The organism is Methylibium sp., from assembly GCF_035762065.1.
In the GTDB taxonomy this organism is placed as follows: domain Bacteria; phylum Pseudomonadota; class Gammaproteobacteria; order Burkholderiales; family Burkholderiaceae_C; genus Methylibium.
In genome coordinates this window covers 1-26,850 of the sequence record NZ_DASTPW010000008.1, presented here as the reverse complement: position 1 = coordinate 26,850, position 26,850 = coordinate 1, and the positions used below count along the sequence as shown (strand labels likewise).

Genomic DNA, 26,850 nt, shown 5'->3' with positions numbered 1-26,850 from the left:
CAAGCGCCATGTGGTTCACCCGCGTCTCGATCGCCAACCCGGTGCTGGCGACGATGGTGATGCTGGCCTTCGTCGTGCTCGGCCTGTTCAGCTACCAGCGGCTCGCGGTCGACCAGTTCCCGAACATCGATTTCCCGACCGTCGTCGTCGCGCTGGACTACCCGGGCGCTTCGCCGGAGATCGTCGAGAGCGAGGTCACGAAGAAGGTCGAGGAGGCGGTCAATACCGTCGCGGGCATCAGCTCGCTGTACTCGCGCAGCTACGAAGGCACCTCGGTCGTCATCATCGAGTTCAACCTCGACGTGGACGGGCGAAAAGCCGCGGAGGACGTGCGCGAGAAGGTCGCCGCGATCCGCCCGCTGCTGCGCGACGAGGTGAAGGAGCCGCGCGTCTCGCGCTTCGACCCGCAGAGCGTGCCGATCTTCAACGTCGCGGTGCTGCCCGACGAGCAGGCGGCCAAGCCGGTCACCTCGACACAGGAGCTCACCACCTGGGCCACGCAGGTGCTGCAGAAGCGCCTGCAGAACGTGCGCGGCGTCGGCGCCGTCAGCGTCGTCGGCGGGCGCGACCGCGAGATCAACATCTACCTGAAGCCCGATGCGCTCGAAGCGCTGGGCATCGGCGTCGATCAGGTGCTCGCCGCGGTGAAGAGCGAGAACCAGGAGCTGCCGATGGGCGCGATCCGCTCGCGCGAGCAGGAGCGCGTCGTGCAGGTCAACGCGCGGCTGAAGACGCCCGACGATTTCAAGGACATCGTCGTCGTGCGTCGTCCCGCGGCGACGCCGGGCGGCACGAGCGTGCCGATCCGGCTCGGCCAGGTGGCCGAGGTCGTCGACGGCCCGCAGGAGCTGGAGACGCTGGCGCTCTACAACGGCCAGCGCACCGTGCTGCTGTCGGTGCAGAAGAGCCAGGGCGAGAACACGATCGAGGTCGTCGACGGCCTGAAGCGCGCGCTCGCCGAGGCCGAGAGCGTCACGCCGCCCGGCATCCGCACCGAGGTCAACCGCGACAACTCGCGCGGCATCCGCGTCTCGGTCGCGAACGTCAAGCGCACGCTGATCGAGGGCGCCGCGCTCACGGTGCTGATCGTCTTCCTGTTCCTCAACAGCTGGCGCTCCACCGTCATCACCGGCCTGACGCTGCCGATCGCGCTGATCGGCACCTTCCTGTTCATGCACGCCTTCGGCTTCACGATCAACAGCATCACGATGATGGCGCTGAGCCTGTGCGTCGGCCTGCTGATCGACGACGCGATCGTCGTGCGCGAGAACATCGTGCGCCACGTCGCGATGGGCAAGAGCCCGCACCAGGCCGCGCTGGACGGCACGCACGAGATCGGCCTGGCGGTGCTGGCGACCACCTTGTCGATCGTCGCGGTCTTCCTGCCGATCGGCTTCATGGGCGGCATCGTCGGCAAGTTCTTCCACGAGTTCGGCCTGACGATCGTCGCGGCCGTGTTGATCAGCATGTTCGTGAGCTTCACGCTCGACCCGATGCTTTCCAGCGTTTGGCACGACCCCCCGCGCGGTCACGGGCCGCCGACGACGCTCTACGAGAAGACGATCGGCCGCGTCACGCTCGCCTTCGAGCGGCTGACCGACCGGCTCGGCGAGGCCTACCAGTCGATCCTGCGCTGGTCGCTCGCGCACAAGCTCGCGACGCTCGGGCTCGCCTTCAGCACCTTCGTCGCCAGCTTCTTCGTGATCCCGCTGCTCGGCGCCGAGTTCGTGCCGAAGGCCGACCTCTCCGAGACACAGCTCAACTTCTACACGCCGGTCGGCTCCTCGCTGGAGCTGACCGAGCAGCGGGCGCGCCAGATCGACGCGGCGCTGCGCGAGCTGCCCGAGGTCCGCTACACCGTCACCACGATCAACAGCGGCCAGGCGCAGGGCAAGATCTACGGCGCGGTCTACGTGCGGCTGACCGACCGCAAGGACCGCGAGCGCAGCGTCGCCGACCTCGCGGTGCCGCTGCGCGAGAAGCTCGCGCGCGTCCCCGGGATCACCGTCACCAACATCGGACAGACGGACCTCGGCGGCGGCAAGAGCCTGCAGTTCTCGATCCAGGGCAGCGACCTCGCCGAGCTCGACCGGCTGTCGAAGACCATCGTCGCGCAGCTGCAGCGGATTCCCGGCCTCGTCGACCTCGACACCACGCAGAAGCCCGACAAGCCCACCGTCGCGATCGAGGTCAAGCGCGAGGCCGCGGCCGATGCCGGGCTCAACGTCGACAAGCTCTCGACGTCGCTGCGCACGCTGGTCGCCGGCACGCTGGTGGGCAACTGGCGCGCGCCCGACGGCGAGAACTACGACGTCAACGTGCGCCTCGCCCCCGGCAACCGCGAGAACCTTGCCGACCTGTCGCGCCTGCCGCTGAACGTGACGGCCGCCGCCGACGGCAGCCCGCGCGTCGTGCGGCTTTCACAGGTGGCCGAGGTGCGGCCCTCCACCGGGCCCAACCAGATCAACCGGCGCGACCTCAACCGCGAGATCAACATCGACGCGAACGCCTTCGGTCGCAGTGCCGGCGAGGTCTCGGCCGACATCCGCCGCGTGCTCGACGCGACGCCCTTCCCGCCCGGCTACCGCTACAGCTTCGGCGGATCGACGAAGAACATGAACGAGTCGTTCGAGTACGCGATCGGCGCGCTGGGTCTCGCGATCGTCTTCATCTACATGATCCTCGCGAGCCAGTTCAAGAGCTTCCTGCAGCCGCTCGCGCTCATGAGCTCGCTGCCGCTGACGCTCATCGGCGTGGTGCTCGCGCTGTTCATGTTCCGCTCGACGCTCAACATGTTCTCGATCATCGGCATCGTGATGCTGATGGGGCTCGTCACGAAGAACGCGATCCTGCTCGTCGACTTCGCGATCCGCTCCCGCGCCGGCGAACACGCCGGCCAGCACGGCCTCGACCACGACCAGCCGCCGATGGACCGCGAGCAGGCGCTGCTGCACGCCGCCAAAGTGCGACTGCGCCCGATCCTGATGACGACGCTGGCGATGGTCTTCGGCATGGTGCCGCTCGCCTTCGCCGTGACCGAAGGCTCGGAGCAGCGCGCGCCGATGGGCCAGGCGGTGATCGGCGGCGTGATCACCTCGTCGCTGCTGACGCTGGTGGTCGTGCCGGTCGTCTACTGCTACCTCGACGACCTCGCGGCCTGGGCGAAGCGCGGCTTCAGGCGTCGCTCCGCGCTGCGGCTCGGCGGCCATGCCGCGTCGATCGGCCAGCCGGGCACCGCGAAGTGATCCCTAGAATTTTTCTTCCAAGTCCTCGACGCCTGCCTTCATGAACATCGAACAAGCCCGCTTCAACATGATCGAGCAGCAGATCCGCCCCTGGGACGTGCTCGACCCTTCGGTGCTGTCGCTGCTGGCCGTGGTGCGGCGCGAGAGCTTCGTGCCCGCGGACTGCAAGGCGCTCGCCTTCGCCGACATGGAGCTGCCGCTGGCCGAAGGCCAGCGCATGCTGTCGCCGAAGGTCGAGGCGCGGCTGCTGCAGGAACTGGGGCTGCGCCGCCACGAGCGGGTGCTCGAGATCGGTACCGGCTCGGGCCACATGGCGGCGCTGCTCGCGCATCAGGCGCGCGAGGTCATCACCCTCGAGATCCGCCCCGCGCTGGCGCACCAGGCCATGCTGAACCTGCAGCGCGCCGCGGTCGTCAATGCCGAGGTCCGCGAAGCCGACGGCGTGCGCGGCCTGCCGGACGAAGCGCCGTTCGACGCGATCGTGCTTTCCGGCTCGGTCGCGCAGCTTCCCGAGGCGCTGCTCGCGCAGCTGAAGACCGGCGGGCGGCTGATCGCGATCGTCGGCGACGAGCCCGTCATGCGTGCGGTGCTGGCGACGCGGCGCGGGCCCGAGGCCTTCGAGCGCGTCGAGCTGTTCGACACCGTCGCACCGCGGCTCGACGGCTTCGGCGAGCCCTCGCGCTTCCGCTTCTGACGCATGCCGCGCGGCCCAGGACAGGCCGTCGCACCGTATCGGCCGTCCATCGCAGAACCGCCGCCGGGCCGAGGCGGCCCCGGTACAAGCCCGCAACGTTTCGAGGACCGTTCATGCCCCCACGTATCGCTCTCGTCCTGACGCAAGCCGCCGCGGCCTGCACCGTGCTGTTCGCCGCCGGCGCCGCCCCGGCGCAGAGCCTCGAGTCGCTGTACGACGCGGCCCGGGCCTACGACGCGAACTACCTCGCCGCGCGCGCGCAGGCCGAATCCGCGATCTACCGCGACGAACAGACCAAGGCGCTGCGCCGGCCCAACGTCAGCCTTGCCGGCAACGCGACGCGCTCGAACACCGACACGCCGATCGGCCGCTTCAACAACACCAACACCGGCGCGCAGGTCGCGGGCTCGCAGCCGCTCTACAACCGCGCCAACAGCGCGACGATCGATCAGTCGGAGCGCAGCCTCGCGATCTCGCTGGCGGATCTGGAAGCCGCCGAGCAGGACCTGATCATCCGGCTTGCGCAGGCCTACTTCGACGTGCTCGGCGCGCAGGACACGCTGGCCACGACGCGCGGCAACAAGGCCGCGATCGCCGAGCAGCTGGCCTCGGCCAAGCGCAACTTCGAGGTCGGCACCGCGACGATCACCGACACCCGGGAAGCCCAGGCCCGCTTCGACCTCGCCACCGCGCAGGAGATCGCCGCCGAGAACGACCTGCGCAACAAGCGCAACGCGCTCGACACGCTCGTCGGCCGCAGCGGCGTGGAGCCGCTGGCGCTGAAGCTGCCGGCAGCACTGCCGAGCGTGAGCCCCGATCGCGCCGACACCTGGGTCGACCTCGCGACCAACGCGCCGAACGTGCGCCGCGCGCAGCTTGCCTTCGAGATCGCTCAGCTCGAGACCACCAAGGCGCGCGCCGGGCACCTGCCGACCGTCGCGCTGGTGGGCAGCGTCGGCAGCAGCCACAACAGCGAGAGCACCGGCGCGAGCCTCGCGGGCACGACCAAGAGCGCGCAGGTCGGCGTGCAGCTGAACCTGCCGCTGTTCGCCGGCTTCGCGGTGCAGAACCGCGTGAAGGAAACCTTGGCGCTGGAAGAGCGGTCGCGCAACGACCTGGAGGCCGCGCGCCGCGGGGTGGCGCTGGCGACGCGGCAGGCTTTCTCTTCGGTGCAGTCGGGCGAAGCCTCGGTGCGCGCGCTCGAAGCGGCCGAGGCCTCGAACAAGCTGGCGCTCGAAGCGATCCAGCTCGGCTACCGCGTCGGCGTGCGGGTCAACCTCGACGTGCTCAATGCGCAGAGCCAGCTGTTCGCGACACAGCGCGACCTCGCGAAGGCGCGCTACGACCTGCTGGTCGGCAACCTGCGGCTGCGCCAGGCGGCGGGCGTGCTGAAGCCGGCCGACGTCTCGGCGACGAGCCGCATCGTCGCGCCTTGAGCCCGACGCCGCCGGCTTCCTGCATCGAACGAAGGAGGCCGGCGCGCAGGTGCGCTCCTAGAGTGCCGCGGCACATCAGGAGTCGGGGATGAATGCAAGCCGCTGCGCCGCCGCGCTGAGCCTCGTCATGTCCATGGCCGCCTGGCCGCAGCACGCCGCGGCCGGCGAGGACGCCTGTTTGCAGGGCCTGCTGTTCTCCATCGAGAACGACTACCTCGGCCGCGGCCGCTTCAACACCGACCGCTGGTACACCAACGGCCTGCACGCCGCCTGGAGCTACCGCAGGGACGAAGCCTGCACCGGGCCCGGCACGCGCGCCGCGCGCGCGCTCGGCAACGTGGTGACGCCGCTCGGCGGCGACCTGCCCGATGCGCCCGACATCTACTTCGGCTTCGGCCAGAACATCTACACGCCGCAGGACATCACGATCGCCGAGCCGCAGCCCGACGACCGGCCCTGGGCCGGCTACCTGTACGGCGTGGTCGGCAGCGCGGCCGAGCGCGGGGGCGGCAGGCACGAGGCGGTGGAGCTGAAGCTGGGGCTGGTTGGCCCCGCCTCGCAGGCCGCGGGCCTGCAGCGCTGGTTCCACGACAAGGTGATCCACGACGACGAGCCGCGCGGCTGGCCGAACCAGCTGCGCCCGCGGCTCGCGGCGCAGCTCAACTACACCTTCACCCAACGCTGGACCGACATCGGCCTGCTGCCCGACTGGGCCGGCGTGCACGGGCACCTGCGCGCCTCGCTCGGCCGGCCGCGCACGCTGGCGGCGCTCGGCTTAACGCTGGTCGCGGGCGAGAAGGAGCGCGTGTTCGGCGCGCCCGACGAGGGCGACCACCTCGGGCTCGACTTCCGCGAGCACGCCAACCACCTGCCCGGCCTGCTGCACCGGCTCACCGTCTACGCGCAGGCGCAGGTGGCCGGCGTCGCCTACAACCAGTTCATCAGCGGCACCAGCTTCGGCCCGCAAAGCGAGGTGAAGCCGCGGCGCGCGGTGGTGATGACGACGCTCGGGTTCTCGTGGCGCACCGGGGGGACGAGTCGCCTCGAATACCGGGTCAAGTGGCGTTCTCGGGACTTCGAGCCGCCGGCCGATGCGCCGACCGACCGCGTGCAGCGCTACGGCGAACTGCGGTGGGTGGTCGACACCTCTCGCTGAGCCCTGCGGGCGACCATCGAAGAGCGCAACGCAGGCTCCGGCCGACCGTAAGAAGGCAAAGCCCAAGGCTTCGGCCGATGCAAAAAAGCCGGAGCCAAGGCTCCGGCCGAAGCGCCTCGCGGCGCGGGAGGTTCGATGGAGCCGGCGCTCAGTTCATGTTGAAGCGGGCCCTCGCGCTCGTCATGCATGCGGACCGCGCGTCACCCGAGAGCGAGTCGCACTTCTCGGCTTCGGCCTTGTAGCCGGCTTCGTCGCGGGTCTTGGCCGCTTCGTTGCGCAGCTTGCCGGACTCGGCGGCGAGCTTGATGTCGGCCTGCGCCCTGGCCAGCACGGCCTTGGCCTCGGCGACGCAGACGTCCTTGGCGTTGCCCGACCGGTCGTCGCAGCGTTCTTCGGCCACCTCGTAGGTGGCCTTGGCCCGGATCTCGGCGAGCTTGCGGCGGTCTTCGGGCTTGCCGGTGTAGTTGGCTTCGAGTTCGGCCTTGGCGACTTCTTCTCGTCCTTCGGCCTCTTCCTCGCAGATCTCCTTCGCGTTGCCCTTCTGGCGTGCGCAGGCGGCCTCGGCGACCTTGTGATCGGCCTCGATCCGATCCTTCTGCGCGCTGTACTCGGCGCGAGTCATCGTGGCGGCAAAGGCGCCGCCGCAGGCAAGCGCGAGCGCGGCTGCAACCAGGGCCAGCGCACTGCGGATCGGGGACTCGGTGGTGCGCATCGCAGCTCCTGTTTCGTGCCGCCGTTCAGCGTTCGAGGTGCAAGCCTTCGTAATCGCCGACGCCCTGGCCAACGCGGCCCACGAACCATCGAGTCGCGAGGCCGGCCAGCGCCGCGACGGCGAGCGTCGCCAGCGTCATCAGCGGGGTCCAGCGCGAATGGTGGGTCGGCAGGCGATTGGGCATGGGCGGCCTCGTATGGAGCGTTGCGGGCGGTCGGCGGTGGGCAGACGCTGCAGTGTTGGCCGAGCGCGTGAGCGGCTCTATCGGACGGCCGCGCCTGGGGGCGTGGCGCTTCTCCTACACGGAGGCACCGGGTCACGCGCACGGACCGCGGCGCGACTTCGGCGCGCGCGTGCAAACCGAGGCGCGCCTCAGGTCGCTGCGTCGGCCATCCGCTTCGCGAGGTGCGCCAGCGCCTCGTCGACCTGATCGATCAGCACCAGGCAGAGCTCGCCGGGCGCGAGCCGATCGAGCGCCACGTCGATCGCCGCGAACTCGCCGCGGACTTCGTCGACCCGCCGCGTGCGCGGTGCGTCCTTCAGGCCGTCGCGCAGCAGCGCCATCACCTCGCCGTCAGCCCGGCCGCGCTGCGCGGCATCCTGGTAGAGGACGACCTCGTCGAAGGCCGCGCCGAGGATGGTGGTCTGCTCGCGGATGTCCTCGTCGCGGCGGTCGCCGGCGCCACTGATCACGACCGAGCGCTTGGTCGCGGGCATCGCCTCGACGGCGCCGACCAGTGCGCGCATCGCGTCGGCGTTGTGACCGTAGTCGGCGATCACGGTGGCGCCGCGCCAGTCCATCACGTTGAAGCGGCCGGGAGCGTTGTCCGCGTCGTTGACGAAACTGGCGAGGCCGCGCTTGATCACGTCCCAGCTCAGCTCGACCCCCCAGGCCGCCGCGACCGAGGCCATCACGTTCTCGACCTGGAAGCCGATCGTGCCCTGGCGGGTGATCGGGATGTCGCGCAGCGGCAGCCGCTCGCGCCATGCGCCTTGCGCGACGACGATCGCATCGCCTTCGACGTACACGGTGCGGCGGCCCTGCGCGCGATGCGCGGCCATCACCGGGTGATGCCGGTCGGCGGCGAAATGGATGATCTCGCCCGGGCAGACCGCGGCCATGCGCGCGACCACCGGATCGGCCGCGTTCAGCACCGCGTAGCCGCGCTCGGAGACGTTCTGCACGATCACGCGCTTGAGCACCGCGAGGTCCTCGACGGTGGTGATGAAGTTCAGGCCGAGGTGATCGCCGGCACCGAGGTTGGTGACGACCGCGACATCGCAGCGATCGAAGCCCAGCCCCTCGCGCAGCACGCCGCCGCGCGCGGTTTCGAACACCGCGGCATCGACGTCGGGGTGCATGAGCACGTTGCGGGCGCTCTTCGGGCCGCTGCAGTCGCCGCGGTCGACGGTGCGGCCTTCGACGTAGACGCCGTCGGTGTTGGTCATGCCCACGCGCAGGCCGCTGGTGGCGAGCAGGTGCGCGACGAGCCGCGTGACCGTCGTCTTGCCGTTGGTGCCGGTGACGGCGACGACCGGCACGCGGCCGTCGTCGCCGGGCGGGAACAGGTGCGAGACCATGGCCTCGCCGACGTTGCGCCCCTTGCCGTACGAGGGCGCGAGGTGCATGCGCAGCCCGGGCGCGGCGTTGACTTCGACGACGCCGCCGTTCTGCTCCTCGAGCGGCCTCAGCACGCTCTCGCAGACCACGTCGACGCCGCAGATGTGCAGCCCGACCATTTGCGCCGCCGCCACCGCGCGCGCGGCCACTTCGGGGTGCACGTCGTCGGTCACGTCGGTCGCGGTGCCGCCGGTGGACAGGTTGGCGTTGTTGCGCAGGATCACGCGCCGGCCCTTCACCGGCACGCTGTCGGGCTCCAGGCCCTGTTCGCGCAGGCGCGCGTGCGCGATGTCGTCGAAGCGGATCTTCGTCAGCTGCGTCGAATGGCCGGTGCCGCGGCGCGGATCGGCATTGACGATCGCGACCAGCTCGCTGACGGTGTGCTGGCCGTCGCCGATCACCTGCGGCGGCTCGCGGCGCGCCGCGGCGACGAGCTTGTCGCCGACGACCAGCAGCCGGTAGTCGCTGCCGGGCAGGAACTTCTCGACCATCACCTCGCCGTACTCGGCGGCGCTCGCGAACGCCGCAGCGATCGACGCGCGGTCGCCGAGGTTCACCGTGACGCCCTTGCCCTGGTTGCCGTCCTGCGGCTTCACGACCACCGGCAGACCGATCTGCTGCGCGACCCGCCAGGCCTCCTCGACGTCGGCCACCGGCCGGCCGATCGGCACCGGCACGCCGGCGGCGCGCAGCAGCTGCTTGGTGAGATCCTTGTCCTGCGCGATCGCTTCGCTCACCGCGCTGGTCGCGTCGACCTCGGCCGCCTGGATGCGGCGCTGCCGCGAGCCCCAGCCGAACTGCACCAGGCTGCCCTTGGTGAGCCGGCGGTACGGGATGCCGCGTGCGACGGCCGCATCGACGATCGAGCCGGTGCTCGGGCCGAGGCGCACGTCCTCGTCGATCGCGCGCAGTTCGGCGATCGCGGCGTCGATGTCGTAGCTCGCGCCGTCGCCGCGCTGTGCCGCTTCGGCCAGCTCGCAGGCCATCCGGAAGGCGGCGCGGCCGACTTCCTCCTGCGTGTACTCGACGACGACCTGGTAGATGCCCGGCTCGACGGTCGCGGTCGTGCGGCTGAAGGTCACCGGGCAGCCTGCCTGCGCCTGCAACGCGAGGCAGGCCGCCTCCAGCGCGTGCGCCATCGAAAGCGCAACGTCGCTGCGCCCGTGCGCCAGCGCCCCGATCGCCGGAAACAGCGCGCGCAGCCGCGCCTCGAAGCCGCGCGCGTCGGCGATGACGCACCCGGGCGTGGTGCAGGCGACGATCGCCTCGACCGCGGTGTGGCGCGACCACAGGTTCGGACCGCGCAGCGCGCGCAGGCGGGAGACTTCCATCGTGTTCTCGTTCTTCTTGGCAGTGACGTCCTGTGCGCTTCGACGGACGCTCAATGCAGGTACCGCGCATGACCCGGCAGTCGGGACGGGCCGGGCTTCGCCGGCCCGTTCGGGGCGCCCCCTGAGGGCAGCAGCGAAGCTGCAGCGGGGTGGCCCATCACTGTTCGAAGGTCTCGACGCCGGCGGCGATCAGCTCGGGCGCGATGCCCAGCCCCCAGGCCGCGGCGACCGCCGCGAGCAGCGCCTCGACCGCGAGCTTCGCCGCGCGGCCCTGCCCCAGCTGCAGGCCCGGCGCATCGCCGTCGTCGGACGCGAGCACGATGCGCGCATCGCGCACGAACACCGCGCGGCCGCCCCGCTCGCGATGCGCCTTCAGCGCCGGCACCGCATCGCTCTGCGCGTACAGGATGACCTCGCCGTCCGACAGCTCGGCCAGCGCGGCGATGCGCTCGTCGTCGGCGTTGAGCACCGCGACGCCATCGGCCAGCACCACGTCGACCTGCGTGCGCATCACCTTCACCAGTTGATCCGATGCATGCACGTCGAACTCGGCGAGCGCCTCGGCGTGCTCGAGATCGGTCACGACGCCGACGTCGCAGCGGTCGTAGGCGAGGCCGTCGCGCAGGATCGCCTCGGCGCCGTTCTCGAACACCGCGACCTCGACGTTGCGGTTGATCAGCAGACGGTGGCCGGCGTCCCAGTGCGCGCTGTCCTCGCGCTCGACGCGGCGCGCGCCGAGGAAGAGCCCGTCGCGGCAGGCGAGGCCGACATGCCGGCCGGTCAGGTGCGCCAGGCGCGCGACCAGCCGCGCGACGGTGTTCGCATCGCGCGAGCCGGCGACCCCGACGATCGGGATGCGGCCGTTCTGCTCGGCATCGAAGAGGTGATCCACGATCGCGTGGCCCACCGGCCGCGGCATGCCCTCGGCCGGCCTGAGGTGCATCAGCAGCCCCGGGCCGGCATTGACCTCGACGACCGCCGCGCCCTGCTCGGCCAGCGGCCGGGCGATGTCTTCGGCGACGACGTCGACGCCGGCGATGTCGAGCCCGACCACCCGCGCCGCGAGCGCGACGACGTGGTCGACCTCGGGATGGATGGCGTCGGTGCAGTCAACGGCGACGTTGCCGTTGCGCTGGATCAGCACGCGCCGCCCGGCGGCCGGCACCGCGTCGGGCTGCAGGCCCTGGCGCTGGATCTCGAGCATCACCGCGCCGTCCTCGAAGGGGTCGACGAAGCCGAGCGGGGACTGCTCGCTGTCGCCGCGGCGCGGGTCGGTGTTGATCTGGCTGGCGATCAGCTCGAGCACCGTCGAGCGGCCGTCGCCGGCGACGTAGGCTGCCTCGCCGCGGGCCGCGGCGACGACGCGGCCGCCCACGACCAGCAGCCGGTGCTCGAGCCCGCGGATGCAGCGCTCGACCATCACCTCGCTGCCGTGTTCGGCCGCCAGCGCGTAGGCGGCCTCGATGTCCTCGCGCTTGTTCAGGTCGAGCGTGACGCCGCGGCCGTGGTTGCCGTCGGTCGGCTTGACGACGACCGGCAGCCCGAGGTCCTCGGCCGCTTCCCAGGCTTCCTCGCGCGAGCCGACGATGCGGCCCTCGGGGATCGGCACGCCGCAGGACGCGAGCAGCGACTTCGTCAGGTTCTTGTCGCTCGCGATGCCTTCGGCGATGGCGCTGGTGCGGTCGGTCTCGGCCGTCCAGATGCGGCGCTGCTGCGCGCCGTGGCCGAGCTGCACGAGGTTGCCGTCGTTCAGGCGGATGTGGGGGATGCGGCGGTCGGTCGCGGCGCCGACGATCGCCGCGGTGCTCGGGCCGAAGTAGGAACGATCGACCTGCTCGCGCACCGCGTCGACGGCCGAGTCGACCGCGAAAGGCGCGCCGGCGATCGCGGCCTGCATCAGCGCGTGGCCCTGCGCCAGCGCGACGCGCGCGACCTGCTCGTCGCGCGCGCGAAACACCATCCGGTAGACGCCGCGCTTCGAGGTGCTGCGGGTCTGCCCGAAGCCGGTCGGCATGCCGGCCAGGTTCAGCAGCTCAATGACCACGTGCTCCAGCACGTGACCGCACCAGGTGCCCTCCCGCAGCCGCTGCAGGAACCCGCCGCGCTCGCCGACGCCGCAGTGGTGTTCTTCCAGCGCGGGAAGCAGCGCGCGCAGCCGGTCGTTGAAGCCGGGCAGCTGGTGGGAGGGGTGGTCTTCCAGCTCGCCGAGATCGAGCCAGGTTTCGAGGACCGGCCGGTAGGTCCAGACGTTCGGTCCGCGCAGGTAGCGGATGCGCAGCAGCCGAAGTTCGCTCGCGAGGGCTTGTGCTTGGGCTTGTGCCGGGGTCGCCTGTGCTTCGTGCGTCATTTGCGGCGGGGTCGGTGGCCCCGTGCAGCCCAGGACCTGCGGGCGATCGTACGTCCGCAGGCCTCTTTCGCACCACGCTCGGGCCCGCTGTCCATGCGGCAGGCCAGACCGGCATCGGAGAGAATTTCGGGCCCCTCCGCCGCCGGCTCCGTCTTGCGAAGCCGGCCCACGCCTTCCACATGCATCACGATCACTCCGTCGGCACGGCCGCGTCGGGGTCCGGTTCGGCCCGCGAAACGCTTGGCGCGCAATTGCAACTTGCGGAGAACGTGGTCGCGACGCTCGACGTTGACCTTGACTCGCAACAGCGTTTTGCCGCCGGCCTGCTGGCGCTGACCGAGCGCCGGCTGATCGCCATCGAACCAGGCACCGGCACGGTGCGTGAATGGCTCCTTCGCGACAGCCTGCGGCTCGTGCATGCCGACCACGCCGGCGTCGGCCGCCTCGATCTGTGCGACGCCGAGCACCGGCTCGCCCGCTGGAGCTTCACCCTCGCGCACGACGCCGCGGCACTGCGGCTGCTCAAGCTCTTCGACGCCTGGCGGCAACGGCAGGCCAGCGGTACCGCACCGGCCGACGAGGCCGAGCTGTGCCCCGTCTGCCAGGCGCCGCTGCCGGCCTCCTCACAAAACGGCAGCGACGAATGCCCCGCCTGCGCCGCCGAAGCGAGCACGCCGCCCTCGACCTGGGTGCTGCTGCGGCTGTGGCGCTTCGCCCGGCCGTATCGCCGGCAGCTGCTGAGCGGCTTCGCGCTGACGCTGGCCTCGACCGCCGCGACGCTGGTGCCGCCCTACCTGACCATCCCGTTGATGGACGAGGTGCTGATCCCGTTCCAGAACGGCCAGCGCATCGATCCTTCGTACGTGATGCTGCTGCTTTCGGGCCTGCTCGGCTCGGCGCTGCTGGCGTGGAGCCTGGGCTGGGCGCGCACCTGGCTGCTGGCGCTGGTCTCCGAGCGCATCGCCGCCGACCTGCGCACCGCCGCCTTCGACCACCTGCTGCGCCTGAGCCTCGACTATTTCGGCAGCAAGCGCACCGGCGACCTGATGGCCCGCATCGGCAGCGAGACCGACCGCATCAGCGTCTTCCTGTCGCTGCACGCGCTCGACTTCGCGACCGACGTGCTGATGATCGGCATGACCTCGGTGATCCTGTTCTCGATCAACCCCTGGCTCGCGCTGGTGACGCTGCTGCCGCTGCCCTTCATCGCCTGGATGATCCACATGGTGCGCGACCGGCTGCGCACCGGCTTCGAGAAGATCGACCGGGTGTGGGGCGACGTGACCAACGTGCTGGCCGACGTGATCCCGGGCATCCGCGTGGTGAAGGCCTTCGCGCAGGAAAGCCGCGAGGCCGGCCGCTTCAAGGCGGCCAACCAGGTCAACCTGCAGGTCAACGACAAGCTCAACAAGACCTGGAGCCTGTTCACGCCGACGGTCTCGCTGCTCACCGACATCGGCCTGCTCGTCGTGTGGGCCTTCGGCATCTGGCTGGTGGCCGGCGGGCAGATCACGGTCGGCGTGCTGACCGCCTTCATCGCCTACATCGGCCGCTTCTACACGCGGCTCGACTCGATGAGCCGCATCGTCAGCGTGACGCAGAAGGCCGCGGCCGGCGCCAAGCGGATCTTCGACATCCTCGACCACGTGTCGAACGTCCCCGAGCCGAGCCAGCCGGTGGCGATCGACAAGCTGCAAGGCCGCATCGAATTGGCCGACCTCGGCTTTCGCTACGGCTCGCGCACCGTGATCCGGGGGCTCGAGCTCGACATCCGGCCGGGCGAGATGATCGGGCTGGTGGGCCACAGCGGCTCGGGCAAGAGCACGCTGGTCAACCTGATCTGCCGCTTCTACGACGTGAGCGATGGCGCCATCCGCGTCGACGGCGTCGACATCCGCCGCTTTCGGCTGGCCGACTACCGCCGCCACATCGGCCTGGTGCTGCAGGAGCCCTTCTTGTTCTTCGGCACCATCGCCGAGAACATCGCCTACGGCAAGCCCGATGCGACGCGCGCCGAGATCGTGGCCGCCGCGCGCGCCGCGCATGCGCACGAGTTCATCCTGCGGCTGCCGCTTGGCTACGACTCGCTGGTCGGCGAACGCGGCCAGGGCCTGAGCGGCGGCGAGCGCCAGCGCATCAGCATCGCGCGCGCCTTGCTGATCGACCCGCGCATCCTGATCCTCGACGAGGCCACGTCCAGCGTGGACACCGAGACCGAAAAGGAGATCCAGAAGGCCCTCGACAACCTGGTCCAGGGGCGCACGACGATCGCGATCGCGCACCGGCTGAGCACGTTGCGCAAGGCCGACCGGCTGGTGGTGATGGACCGCGGCCGCGTCGTCGAGGTCGGCCCGCACGACGAGCTGATGGCGCGGCAGGGCGCCTACTGGCGGCTCTACGAGGCGCAGTTGCGGCGCGTCGAGGAAAGCGAGCGCGACGAGGCCGCGGTGGCGCCGCCGGCCGCGTCGGCGCACGCCGAGGTGCTGACGTGAGCGGGATGCCCCTCGCCCTGAGGCGCGACGCGCACGGCCGCCTCATGCTCACGACCGCCGACGGCCGCGAGCACGCGGGCGTCGTGCCGGTGCGCGCGTTTCCCTTGGCGGCGCCCGGCGAAGGGCTGTCGATCGTCGGACCCGAAGGCCAGGAGCTCGCCTGGTTCGATCGCCATGCCGAACTGCCGGAAGGCGCCGCCGCGCTGATCGCCGAAGAGCTCGCGCAACGCGAGTTCACGCCGACGATCCGGCAGATCCGCGGCGTCTCGACCTTCTCGACGCCGAGCACCTGGGACATCGCCACCGACCGCGGCGACACGACGCTCGTGCTCAAGGGCGAGGAAGACATCCGCCGCCTGGCTGGCCGCGCGCTGCTGATCGCCGACGCGCACGGCCTGCGCTACCGAGTCGAAGACGTCGGCGCGCTCGACAAGCGCTCGAAGCGGCTGCTCGAACGTTTCCTCTGAAGCGCCTCTTCAGCCCAGCGCCGCCACCACCGCCGGCGGCGCCTGCACCAGCTCGATCAGCACGCCCTCGCCGCCGAGCGGGAATTCGTCGTTGCCCTTCGGATGGATGAAGCACACGTCGTGGCCGGCGGCGCCGCGGCGGATGCCGCCGGGCGCGAAGCGCACGCCGTTCGCGGTCATCCACTCGACGGCCTTCGCGAGATCGTCGACCCACAAGCCCACGTGGTTCAGCGGCGTCGCGTGCACGGCGGGCTTCTTGTCCGGATCGAGCGGCTGCATCAGATCGACCTCGACCGCGTGCGCGCCCTGCCCGAGCGTGCAGATGTCCTCGTCGACGTTCTCGCGTTCGCTGACGAAGTTGCCGGTGACCGCGAGGCCCAGCACATCGACCCACAGCGTGCGCAGGCGCTGCTTGTCGAGGCCGCCGATGGCGATCTGCTGCAGGCCGAGGATGCGGAAGGGGCGTGAGGTCATGGCGTTCCTTCAGGCGAAGCGCAGGATCGGCTGATCCACCGCGAGGCTCTCGCCCGTGGCCGCGAGCACTTCGGCGACGGTCGCGTCCTGCATCGCGGTGAGGATGTTCTCCATCTTCATCGCCTCGACCACGGCCAGCTTCTCGCCGGCCAGCACCGTCTGGCCCGGCTTCACCAGCACGTTGGCCAGCAGCCCCGGCATCGGCGCCAGCAGCAGCTTGCTGGTGTCGGGCGGCGGCTTGTAGGGCATCAGCTGGTGCAGCTCGGCGGCGCGCGGCGTCAGCACCAGCGCGTCGAGCGACAGGCCGTGGTGGCCGATGCGCAGTTCCAACCCGCGTCGTTCGACCTGCGCGACGAAGGGCTCGTCGTTGCACGAGCCCTCGATGCGGATCGTGCCGAATTTCCAGTCGCCGTCGAAGACGTAGCGGCGACCGTCGAGCGTGACCGTCAGGGCGCCGTTCGCCTCGACGTGCACCGGCCGGTGCACGTCCTGTCCCTTCGGGCCGCGCACCAGCACGACATGGTCGTCGTCGATGCGAAGCCCGTGCCCGGGCATCTGGCCGCCCAGGCTCGCGGCGCGCGCGAGGTAGCGGCGATGCACCGCGGCGGCGAGCGCGACGAGGAAATCCGGGTCGCCGTGCGTCACGTCGCCGGCGCGAAAGCCTTCGGGAAAGTGCTTCGCGATGAAGCCGGTGTCGAAGCGGCCGGCGACGAATTCGGGGTGCGCGAGCAGCGCCGACTGGAAGTCGACGTTCGCGTGGATGCCGCGGATCACGAAGGCATTGAGCGCCTCGCGCATCCTGCGGATCGCGTCGATCCGATCGCGCCCATGGACGACGAGCTTGGCGATCATCGAGTCGTAGTGCATCGGGATCTCGCCGCCTTCTTCGAAGCCGGTGTCCACGCGGACGCCGCCGCCCGAAGGCATCGGCTGCGCCGCCTGCATCGAGGTGGCCGGCGGCTGGAAGCGCACGAGCCGGCCGGTCGAAGGCAGGAAGCCGCGCAACGGGTCTTCCGCATTGATGCGGCATTCGATCGCCCAGCCGTCGCGCTTGATGTCGGCCTGCGTGAACGGCAGCGGCTCGCCGGCCGCGACGCGGATCATCAGCTCGACCAGGTCGAGCCCCGTGATGCATTCGGTGACCGGATGCTCGACCTGCAGCCGCGTGTTCATCTCTAGGAAATAGAAGCTCTGGTCGCGGCCGACCACGAACTCCACCGTGCCGGCGCTCTGGTAGCCCACGGCGCGCGCGAGCGCGACCGCCTGCTCGCCCATCGCCTTGCGCGTCGCGTCGCTGATGAACGGCGACGGCGCTTCCTCGATCACCTTCTGGTGGCGGCGCTGGATCGAGCATTCGCGCTCGTGCAGATGGACCAGGTTGCCGTGCGCGTCGCCGAGCACCTGGATCTCGATGTGCCGAGGCTGTTCGACGAACTTCTCGATGAAGACGCGGTCGTCGCCGAAGCTCGCGCGCGCCTCGTTGCGGCAGGAGATGTAGCCCTCGTGCGTCTGCTTGTCGTCGAAGGCGACCCGCAGGCCCTTGCCGCCGCCGCCGGCGGTCGCCTTGATCATCACCGGGTAGCCGATGTCGCGCGCGATCTTCACCGCCTGCTCGGCCGAGTCGATCGCCTCGTTCCAGCCGGGGATCGTGCTGACCCTGGCTTGCGCGGCGAGCTTCTTCGAGGCGATCTTGTCGCCCATCGCGGCGATCGACGCGTGCTTCGGCCCGATGAAGACCAGGCCCTCTTCCTCCACGCGCCTCGCGAAGGCTTCGTTCTCGCTCAGGAAACCGTAGCCCGGGTGGATCGCTTCGGCGCCGGTCTGCTTGGCGGCCGCGATGATCCGGTCGGCGACGAGGTAGCTCTCGCGCGAAGGCGCCGCGCCGATCCACACCGACTCGTCGGCGAGTTCAACATGCAGCGCGTCGCGGTCGGCTTCCGAGTAGACGGCCACTGTCGCGATGCCCATCTTCTTCGCCGTCTTGATGACGCGGCAGGCGATCTCACCCCGGTTCGCGATCAGGATCTTGTTAAACACGGCTCGCTCCGGCGAAATGGGCGTCGAGCAGGCGCTGCTCATTCAAGCAGCCGCCGCGGATCCGGCTTCGCCGGGCCGCCAGCGGCGCTCCCTTGAGGGGGAGCGGCGAAGCCGCAACGGGGGTGGGCAACATCACAGCGGGATGTTCCCGTGCTTGCGCCACGGGTTCTCGATCTTCTTGTCCTTGAGCATCGCGAGCGAGCGGCAGATGCGCTTGCGCGTCTCGTGCGGCTGGATCACGTCGTCGATGTAGCCGCGGGCGCCGGCGATGAAGGGGTTGGCGAAGCGGGCCTTGTACTCGGCTTCGCGCGCGGCGAGCTTGGCCGGGTCGCCCTTGTCCTCGCGGAAGATGATCTCGACCGCACCTTTCGCGCCCATCACCGCGATCTCGGCGTTCGGCCAGGCGAAGTTGACGTCGCCGCGCAGGTGCTTGGAGGCCATCACGTCGTAGGCGCCGCCATAGGCCTTGCGGATGATGACGGTCACCTTGGGCACCGTGCACTCGGCATACGCGTACAGCAGCTTCGCGCCGTGCTTGATGATCCCGCCGTACTCCTGGCTCGTGCCCGGCATGAAGCCCGGCACGTCCACGAAGGTGACGACCGGGATGCCGAAGGCGTCGCAGAAGCGCACGAAGCGCGCGGCCTTGATGCTGCTCTTGATGTCCAGGCAACCCGCGAGCACCTGCGGGTTGTTCGCCACCACGCCGACGGTGGCGCCTTCCATGCGCACGAAGCCGATGACGATGTTCTTCGCGTACTCGGGCTGCAGCTCGAAGAAGTCGCCATCGTCGGCGACCTTCACGATCAGCTCCTTGATGTCGTAGGGCTTGTTCGGGTTGTCCGGCACCAGGGTGTCGAGCGAACGGTCGATGCGGTCGGCCGGGTCGCCGCCGTTCACGCCGACGCGGATCGGCGCATTCTCGCGGTTGTTCAGCGGCAGGTAGTTGAAGAAGCGCCGCAGCATCAGGATGGCTTCGACGTCGTTGTCGAAGGCGAGGTCGGCGACGCCGCTCTTCGTGGTGTGCGTGATCGCCCCGCCCAGCTCCTCGGCGCTGACCTCCTCGTGCGTCACCGTCTTCACGACCTCGGGGCCGGTGACGAACATGTACGAACTGTCCTTCACCATGAAGATGAAGTCGGTCATCGCCGGGGAGTACACCGCGCCGCCGGCGCTCGGGCCCATCACGAGGCTGATCTGCGGGATGACGCCGGAGGCCATCGCGTTGCGCTGGAACACCTCGGCCTAGCCGCCGAGCGACGCGACGCCCTCCTGGATGCGCGCGCCGCCCGAATCGTTCAGGCCGATCACCGGCGCGCCGACCTTCATCGCCTGGTCCATCACCTTGCAGATCTTCTCGGCGTGCGCTTCGCTGAGCGCGCCGCCGAAGACGGTGAAGTCCTGGCTGAAGACGAAGACCAGTCGGCCGTTGATCATGCCGTAGCCGGTGACGACGCCGTCGCCCGGCGGGCGGTTGTCCTGCATGCCGAAGTCGGTGCAGCGGTGCTCGACGAACATGTCCCACTCCTCGAAGCTGCCGGCGTCGAGCAGCAGGTCGAGCCGCTCCCGTGCGGTCAGCTTGCCCTTGGCGTGCTGCGCGTCAATGCGCTTGCGGCCGCCGCCCTGCCGCGCCTGCTCGCGCTTGGCTTCGAGTTGCTCGAGGATGTCGTGCATCGCGTCTCCTGCTTGCCGCTTGCGCGGTCGCTTCAGTCGTTGAGGTCGAGCAGCCGTCGCGCCGCGACCGAGGGGGCGAGCTTGCCGGCACGCACTTCGCCGAGTGTCGCGGCCAGCGCTTCGCGCACGCGCGGATGCTCGCGAAAGCGCTGGCGCAGGCCCGCTTCGATGCGCTCCCACATCCAGGCCTCGTCCTGCTGGCGGCGGCGCGTGGCGAGGCGGCCGCTCGCGGTCTGGTGATCGCGGAACGCTTCGACGGTCTGCCAGAACACGGCGATGCCGTCGGCCTTCAAGGCGCTCGCCTGCAGCACCTGCGGTTGCCACGGCGCTTGCGGCTCGGCGCCATCGGCATGCGCATGCAGGCCGCCGAGCAGGCGCAGTGCGCCGGTGATCTGCGCCTCGGCGCGCGTCGCCGCGGCGGCGTCGAGATCGGCCTTGTTGATCACGACGAGATCGGCGCGCTCCATGACGCCCTTCTTGATCGCTTGAAGGTCGTCGCCGGCGTTCGGCAGTTGCAGCAGCACGAACAGGTCGGTCATGCCCGCGACCGCGGTCTCGCTCTGGCCGACGCCGACGGTCTCGACGATCACGATGTCGAAACCGGCCGCTTCGCAGACGAGCATCGCCTCGCGCGTCTTCTCGGCGACGCCGCCGAGCGTGCCGCTCGAAGGGCTCGGGCGGATGAAGGCGCGCTCGTCCACCGACAGCCGCTCCATGCGAGTCTTGTCGCCGAGGATCGAGCCGCCCGAGACTTGCGACGAAGGATCGACGGCGAGCACCGCGACGCGATGGCCGCGCTCGAGGAGAAACAGCCCGAGCGCTTCGATGAACGTGGACTTGCCGACGCCCGGCACGCCGCTGATGCCCAGGCGCAGCGACTTGCCGGCGTGGGGCAGCAGCGCGTTCAGCAGTTCGTCCGCGCGCTCGCGGTGGTCGGGCCGGGTGGATTCGAGCAGCGTGATGGCCTTGGCGAGCGCGCGGCGCTGGCGTGGTGACGGCGCCTCGATCAGGCCTTCGAGCAGAGGCATCTCCGGCTTTGTCGGTGCCACGCGCGTCGATCCGACCGTTCGGCTCAGCCCGGACGGGCCGTGCCGACCCGACCGAACAGCCGCCGGCGCGAAGCCACCGAGGCCGGCCTGCTCATGACCCCTGCGCCTTGCGGATCTGCTCGAGCACGTCCTTCGCACTCGCGGGGATCGGCGTGCCGGGCCCGTAGATGCCCTTGACGCCGGCGTCGTACAGAAACTCGTAATCCTGCCGCGGGATCACGCCCCCGACAAAGACGACGATGTCGTCGGCGCCTTGCGCGCGCAGCGCTTCGATGATCGCGGGCACCAGCGTCTTGTGGCCGGCCGCCAGCGTGCTGACGCCCACGGCATGCACGTCGTTCTCGATCGCCTGCCGCGCGCACTCCTCGGGCGTCTGGAAGAGCGGGCCCATGTCGACGTCGAAGCCGAGGTCGGCGTAGGCGGTGGCGACGACCTTCGCGCCGCGGTCGTGGCCGTCCTGGCCGAGCTTGCTGATCATCACGCGCGGGCGGCGGCCGTGCTCGTCGGCGAACCCGGCGATCTCCTGCTGGAGCTGGGCCCAACCCTCGGCGCTGTCGTAGGCGGCTGCATACACACCGGTCACCTTCTGCGTGTCGGCGCGGTGGCGCCCCCAGAGTTTCTCGAGCGCTTCGCTCACCTCGCCGACGGTCGCGCGCGAGCGCATCGCCGCGACGCTGAGGTCGAGCAGGTTGCCATGGCCCGACTCGGCGCAGGCCGTCAGCGCGTCGAGCGCAGCCTGCACCGCGGTGGCGTCGCGCCGGGAGCGGATCGCCGCGAGCCGCGCGATCTGGCTGTCGCGCACCGCGACGTTGTCGATCACGCGGATGTCGATGCGGTCGTCCTTCTCGGGCTTGTACTTGTTGACGCCGACGATGACGTCGGCGCCGCTGTCGATGCGGGCCTGCTTCTCCGCCGCGCTCGCCTCGATCTTCAGCTTGGCCCAGCCTGAATCGACGGCCTTCGTCATGCCGCCTTGCGCCTCAACCTCTTCGATGATCTGCCAGGCCGCGTCGGCCATCTGCTGCGTCAGCGCTTCCATCATGTAGCTGCCAGCCCAGGGATCGATCACGCTCGTGATGTGGGTCTCTTCCTGGATGATGAGCTGCGTGTTGCGCGCAATGCGGGCCGAGGCCTCGGTCGGCAACGCGATGGCTTCGTCGAAGCTGTTGGTGTGCAGCGATTGCGTGCCGCCGAACACCGCGGCCATCGCCTCGATCGTCGTGCGCACGATGTTGTTGTACGGGTCCTGCTCGGCGAGGCTCCAGCCGCTGGTCTGGCTGTGGGTGCGCAGCATCAGACTCTTGGGATTCTTCGCGCCGAAGCCGCTCATGATCCGGTGCCACAGCAGCCGCGCCGCACGCATCTTCGCGATCTCGAGATAGAAGTTCATCCCGATCGCCCAGAAGAAGCTCAGGCGGCCGGCGAAGTCGTCGACGTCGAGGCCCTTCGCGAGCGCGGTCCTCACGTATTCCTGCCCGTCGGCCAGCGTGAACGCGAGTTCGAGCGCCTGGTTCGCGCCGGCTTCCTGCATGTGGTAGCCGCTGATGCTGATGCTGTTGAACTTCGGCATCTGCCCGGCGGTGAATTCGATGATGTCGCCGACGATGCGCATCGACGGCTCGGGCGGGTAGATGTAGGTGTTGCGGACCATGAACTCCTTGAGGATGTCGTTCTGGATGGTCCCCGAGAGCTTGTTCCGCGGTACGCCCTGCTCCTCGCCCGCGACGATGAACGCGGCCAGCACCGGCAGCACCGCGCCGTTCATCGTCATGCTCACGCTGACCCGGTCGAGCGGGATGCCGTCGAACAGGATCTTCATGTCCTCGACGCTGTCGATCGCGACGCCGGCCTTGCCGACGTCGCCGGTCACGCGCGGGTGGTCGCTGTCGTAGCCGCGGTGGGTGGCGAGGTCGAAGGCGACGCTGCAACCCTGCGCGCCGCCGGCGAGCGCCTGCTTGTAGAAGGCATTCGATTCCTCGGCGGTCGAGAAGCCGGCGTACTGGCGGATGGTCCACGGCCGCGCCGCGTACATCGTCGCCTGCGGGCCGCGCACGAAAGGGGCGAACCCGGGCAGCGTGTCGGTGTGCGGCAGGCCGTTCAGGTCGGCCGCGGTGTAGAGCGGCTTGACGACGAGGCCCTCGGGCGTCGTCCAGTTCAAGGCGTTCACGTCGCCTTGCGGCGCCGACTTGGCCGCGGCGCGGCGCCAGGCGTCCAGGGCCTCAGGGCCGGCATTCGATCGATCGGACATGGGCGCCTTCGTAAGGGGAAGCGAGCGGCGCGGCGCCGGGACGGCGCCGCGCCGACCGGCATTCTTACCGAGGCATCGCGCGGCGCGTAAGCGCCGGCCGGGGCTCGCCGGCGCTCAGCCGTTGGACGCCGGCGTCACCGTCGCATCGGCGCTGCGCAGGCCGATCAGCTCGTCGCGCAGCTTGTGCAGGACCACATCCTTGCCGAAGTTCGCTTCGGCGTAGCGGCGCGCCTCGGCGCCCTGCTGAGCCCGCAGCTCGGCGTCGAGCACCAGCGTCTCGACCGCCGCGGCGAAAGCCGTCGGGTCCTCCGGCGGCACCACCGCACCGTGCCCTTGCACCACCTGCGCGAGCTCCGTGCCGGGCGAGGCCGCGACGACCACCGGCCGCCCGCTCGCGAACATGCCTACCAGCTTCGAAGGCATCACCAAGTCGGAGACGCCGGGGCTTTGCGGCAGCAGGTGGACGTCGGCCATGCCGAGCAGGTGAGACAGCTTGTCGGCGGGCTGCAGCGGCAGCGTGCGCATGTTTGGCAGGCTCGCCGCCGCCTGCGCGAGCTGCTGCTGGAACACGCCCTCGCCGCAGACCACGAGCACGAAGTTCGGCAGGTGCGCGAGCCTGCGCGCCACTTCGGGCAACAGGTCGAGCCCGTGCTTGGCCCCCAGCGAGCCGGAATACATGCCGACGACCGCATCGGGCGCGAGGCCCAGCGCCGCGCGGAAGGGGCTGGCCTCGGCAAGCGGGCGGATCTTGTCCAGATCGACCCAGTTCGGCAGGAACACCACGTCGCTCGGTGCGACGCCCTTGGCTTCCGTGCGCTCGATCATGCGCCGCGAGATCGTCGAGACGCGATCGAAGCGCCGGAACAGCCAGCGCTCGGCCGCCTCGATCCAGCGGCGCCGGCGCCGCCAGCGCAGCATGCCGGTGCGAAAGGCGACGTCGATCTCGAAGTCCTGCACGTGCAGCCACGCGGCCGCGCCGGTCAAGCGCGCGCACAGCCAGCCGGCCGGCGCGCACACCAGCGCGGGCGCGACGACGAGCACCACGTCGGGCCGCCAGAACGCCGCACGCAGGATCAGCGGCGCAGAGGTCGCGGCGAAGCCGATCAGGTACAGCATCCGCGCCAACGCGCCCGGCCGGTGCGGCACCCACAGCGGCGCACGGTGCACCTCGACGCCGTCGAGCGTTTCGCGCAGGTAGCCCTGGCCGCGATAAGCCTCGTCGATGCGCCACGCAGGGTAGTGCGGCATCGCGGTGACGACGCGCACTTCGTGGCCCATGTCCACGAGCCACTGCGCCATTTCGGCCGAGTACTTGCCGATGCCGGTGGGCTCGGGGGCGTAGTTCGCCGAGTAGACGAGGATGCGCATGGACCTCCCGGGCGAGCCGCCGCCGCGTCTTGGCGCGAGCAGGCGGGTTTTTGGGCTGCCGGCGCCGCGTCGTGCGGCACCGGGCTTACAGCCTTGCAACGGTGCCAGATGAGGCCCGTTAGCGCATCCCTAGTTTGCAAGCCGGCGCTGCGCAGCTGTTCAGGGCGCGGCGGTGATCCGCAGGCCCACGGCCGAGTCGGCGGTGAGCAGCCGGTACAGCCGCACGTCGGTCGCACCGCGCGGCGCGGTCGCGGGCGCCGACTCCCATTCGACCGAGCGCGACTGCGCCAGCATCTCCAGCACGAAGCTGTCGTCGTTCGCCGCGCCGGTCGCCGGGGCGGACACCAGCGACGCAATGCCGGAACCCAGCGGCTCCTTGGCGAGCATCAGCTTGACCTTGCCGGCGCCCGAGCCGCCGTCGAAGAAGCGCGGCTGGTTCGACTTGATGCCGGCGAACAGCGCCTTCGTCTCGGCCGTGGTCTGGCCGGCGCGCACGCCGTTGCCGGCGTCCTGCAGCGTCATTTCGATGCCGAGGAAGGTCGCCGAGCCGCGGAAGCCGTCGAGCGTGATGACCGGCTCGACGGCGCCGCCGCCGTGCACCGGATCGGCCGGCGCCATGTTGCCGCCGCGGTAGGTGAGGCGGCCCGACTCGAGCGTGAACAGCCGCGTCTGCTGGCCCTCGTACCAGTTGTCGCTCATCAGGAGCTGGCTGTTGTCGCGCAGCGTGAGCGGCCCGAACCCGCCGGCGCCCAGGCTCAGGGCGCTCGCGACGCCGCCGAGGTTCATCGCCGCCAGGGTCGTGTTGGCCTGCATCGACAGGCGCGTCTTCGCGAGGCCGGTGGCCGCGACCGGCCCCATGCTGTTGCCCACCAGCAGGATGCGCCCGCCGTCCTGGTCGGCACGGTCGATGCCGATGGCCGCCGAAAGCTGGCCGTTGAGCCGGAGGTCGCGCACGGTGGCGAGGCTCGGCCCCGCGAGCCGGATCATCGGCCCGCCGGTGCTGAGCGCCCAGTGGATCTCGGTCGAAACGGAATCGCCGGCGATCGTCATGCGGGTGTTCGCCGGCACGACCAGCGTGCGGCTCAGGTCGTAGCTGCCGGCGGGCAGGTGCACGATCGGATTGACCGCTCCGGCCGCGGCCGCCTGCGCGGCGGCGTCGATGGCCGCCTGGATCGCCGCGCCGCTCGCGCCCTTCGCGACCTCGAACACCTGGCGTGCCGCGCGCACCGGCGTCGGCGGGAGGCTCGGGCGGGTCGAGGCGAGCGAGCCGCGCTCGACGCTGCGGTCGCCGATCGAGACGACGCGGTTCGTGCCGTCGCGCGGCGCGATCGCCTCGGCGACGGTGAACTTGTTGCCCACCGAGAGCACGTCGGTGCCGACGAGGAAGTTGTCGAGCCGCACGACCGGCCCGCCCTGCCCGGCCGCACTGCGGAACTCGTTGTCGATCAGCGACAGCGGCCCGAGGTTGCCCGCATAGACCGCGACCGGGTCGGTCGTGTCGAGCACGCGGTTGCCCTGCAGCGTCTGGCGCGAGGTGTTGAGCCCCATGCGCTCGCTCTGGAAGAAGCGGCGCGAGCCGATCGACATGCTGGCGTAGATCGCGAAGGTGGCGGTGTTGCCGATCTCGGCGTCGGCGACCGTCGAGCGCTCGAACAGGCTGCGGTAGACGAAGAAGCTGCCCGCGCCCGAATCGGCGCCGACGGTGAACTTGTTCGACACGCCGCGCGCGCAATCGACGAACTGCGAGTCCCAGACCCACCAGTTCAGCGCGTTCCAGCTCCCGACGTTGAGGCCCGCCTTGCTGTTGCGCACGAACTTCACGCGGCGGACCTGGCCTTCGGAGTCGAGCTGGCCGTAGCCGTCGCCCATGCGGCCGCCCTGGATGCCGATCTCCATGTCGGTGAAGACTTCATCGGCATGCTCGGCGCTGCCGCCGTGCAGCGGGCCGTCGGCCAGCCACCAGTGCGCGACGCCGTAGCCGGCGCGGCCGCGGCCGTCCCAGGTCAGGCGCGCGAAGCTCGGCTGGAAGCCGCCGTTGACGACGAGCATCGCGCCGCCCGCCGGGCCGTCCCAGACGATGCGGGTGGTGGCCGGGTCGTCGCCGACGATGGACAGGCCGTAGGTCGTGGCGCTCGCGTTGACCGCGAGGCTCGACGTGATGCGGTAGGTGCCGGCCGGCAGGTGCAGCACGCCCGGCTTGTCGGCGGCGGTCATCGCGTCGATCGCGCGTTGCAGGGCCGCGGTGTCGTCGGCGCGGCCGTCCGCCACCGCCCCGGCCGCCTTTGCGTTGCGCCAGCTCGCGAACGGGCCGATCGCTTCCATGTCCTCCATCGACGCCTTCAGGCTCAGCGTCTGGCCGGGCACCGGCGTCACGGTGCCGGTGCCGGTGCCGGTGCCGGTGCCGGGGGCGGGGGCGGGGGCGGGGGTGGAGCCGTCCTGGACCACTTGATTGTCGGTGGCACTGAGGTCGCTGGCACCACCGCATTTCTGGCAGCCGCA

The 26,850-nt window shown here is 70.5% G+C and carries 16 protein-coding genes and 1 pseudogene; 6 read left to right on the top strand and 11 right to left on the bottom strand.

The genetic code is table 11. From position 1 onward, the window contains the following. Window positions 1-8: 8 nt before the first annotated feature. The 4 genes from VFR90_RS03095 (at window position 9) to VFR90_RS03080 (ending at window position 6,531) form a co-directional block, all read left to right on the top strand. Window positions 9-3,245, top strand: a complete 3,237-nt coding sequence (locus VFR90_RS03095) for an efflux RND transporter permease subunit (protein ID WP_326404529.1) — start codon at window positions 9-11, stop codon at window positions 3,243-3,245. A 40-nt stretch (window positions 3,246-3,285) separates the two neighbouring features. Beyond that, window positions 3,286-3,939, top strand: coding sequence for a protein-L-isoaspartate O-methyltransferase family protein (locus VFR90_RS03090; RefSeq protein ID WP_326404528.1), 654 nt, complete (start codon window positions 3,286-3,288; stop codon window positions 3,937-3,939). Window positions 3,940-4,052: 113 nt separating this feature from the next. Then, a complete protein-coding gene (locus VFR90_RS03085; protein WP_326404527.1) occupies window positions 4,053-5,375 on the top strand; it encodes a TolC family outer membrane protein in 1,323 nt (440 codons plus the stop codon). An 88-nt stretch (window positions 5,376-5,463) separates the two neighbouring features. Further along, window positions 5,464-6,531, top strand: a complete 1,068-nt coding sequence (locus VFR90_RS03080; protein ID WP_326404526.1) for a lipid A deacylase LpxR family protein — start codon at window positions 5,464-5,466, stop codon at window positions 6,529-6,531. A gap of 148 nt (window positions 6,532-6,679) precedes the next feature. Here VFR90_RS03080 and VFR90_RS03075 read toward each other — a convergent pair whose 3' ends face one another. The 4 genes from VFR90_RS03075 to VFR90_RS03060 form a co-directional block, all read right to left on the bottom strand. Further along, window positions 6,680-7,243 carry a hypothetical protein gene (locus VFR90_RS03075; protein ID WP_326404525.1) on the bottom strand — a complete coding sequence of 188 codons (564 nt, stop codon included), beginning with the start codon at window positions 7,241-7,243 and terminating at the stop codon, window positions 6,680-6,682. Window positions 7,244-7,268: 25 nt separating this feature from the next. Then, window positions 7,269-7,427, bottom strand: coding sequence for a hypothetical protein (locus tag VFR90_RS03070; RefSeq protein ID WP_326404524.1), 159 nt, complete (start codon window positions 7,425-7,427; stop codon window positions 7,269-7,271). A gap of 188 nt (window positions 7,428-7,615) precedes the next feature. Further along, window positions 7,616-10,195, bottom strand: coding sequence for a cyanophycin synthetase (gene cphA, locus VFR90_RS03065; protein ID WP_326404523.1), 2,580 nt, complete (start codon window positions 10,193-10,195; stop codon window positions 7,616-7,618). 157 nt (window positions 10,196-10,352) lie between these two features. Then, window positions 10,353-12,542: a cyanophycin synthetase gene (locus tag VFR90_RS03060; protein ID WP_326404522.1), complete on the bottom strand. Its 2,190-nt coding sequence runs from the start codon at window positions 12,540-12,542 to the stop codon at window positions 10,353-10,355. Between the two features lie 179 nt (window positions 12,543-12,721). Here VFR90_RS03060 and VFR90_RS03050 point away from each other — a divergent pair, with 179 nt between their 5' ends. Together VFR90_RS03050 and VFR90_RS03045 are read left to right on the top strand one after the other, a co-directional pair. Further along, window positions 12,722-15,034 (top strand): cyanophycin metabolism-associated ABC transporter, encoded by a 2,313-nt coding sequence (locus VFR90_RS03050; RefSeq protein WP_524538609.1) that lies wholly within the window; start codon window positions 12,722-12,724, stop codon window positions 15,032-15,034. A gap of 5 nt (window positions 15,035-15,039) precedes the next feature. Continuing rightward, on the top strand, window positions 15,040-15,501 hold the full coding sequence (locus VFR90_RS03045) for a cyanophycin metabolism-associated DUF1854 family protein (protein WP_326404545.1): 462 nt from the start codon (window positions 15,040-15,042) through the stop codon (window positions 15,499-15,501). Window positions 15,502-15,510: 9 nt separating this feature from the next. Here VFR90_RS03045 and VFR90_RS03040 read toward each other — a convergent pair whose 3' ends face one another. The 7 genes and pseudogenes from VFR90_RS03040 to VFR90_RS03010 form a co-directional block, all read right to left on the bottom strand. Beyond that, the gene (locus VFR90_RS03040) at window positions 15,511-15,975 is read right to left on the bottom strand and encodes a VOC family protein (RefSeq protein WP_326404521.1); all 465 of its coding nucleotides are present in this window, start codon (window positions 15,973-15,975) and stop codon (window positions 15,511-15,513) included. 9 nt (window positions 15,976-15,984) lie between these two features. Further along, entirely contained in the window at window positions 15,985-18,012 is a 2,028-nt protein-coding gene (locus VFR90_RS03035) for an acetyl-CoA carboxylase biotin carboxylase subunit (protein ID WP_326404520.1), read from the bottom strand. 132 nt (window positions 18,013-18,144) lie between these two features. Then, window positions 18,145-19,686: pseudogene (locus tag VFR90_RS03030) on the bottom strand (acyl-CoA carboxylase subunit beta). A 32-nt stretch (window positions 19,687-19,718) separates the two neighbouring features. Then, window positions 19,719-20,714: a methylmalonyl Co-A mutase-associated GTPase MeaB gene (meaB, locus tag VFR90_RS03025; protein WP_326404519.1), complete on the bottom strand. Its 996-nt coding sequence runs from the start codon at window positions 20,712-20,714 to the stop codon at window positions 19,719-19,721. A 112-nt stretch (window positions 20,715-20,826) separates the two neighbouring features. Then, window positions 20,827-22,983 (bottom strand): methylmalonyl-CoA mutase, encoded by a 2,157-nt coding sequence (scpA, locus tag VFR90_RS03020; RefSeq protein ID WP_326404518.1) that lies wholly within the window; start codon window positions 22,981-22,983, stop codon window positions 20,827-20,829. Between the two features lie 114 nt (window positions 22,984-23,097). Beyond that, the gene (locus tag VFR90_RS03015; RefSeq protein ID WP_326404517.1) at window positions 23,098-24,351 is read right to left on the bottom strand and encodes a WcaI family glycosyltransferase; all 1,254 of its coding nucleotides are present in this window, start codon (window positions 24,349-24,351) and stop codon (window positions 23,098-23,100) included. A 159-nt stretch (window positions 24,352-24,510) separates the two neighbouring features. Beyond that, window positions 24,511-26,850 (bottom strand): glycosyl hydrolase family 28-related protein (locus tag VFR90_RS03010; RefSeq protein ID WP_326404516.1); only part of this gene is annotated, 2,340 nt, incomplete at its 5' end.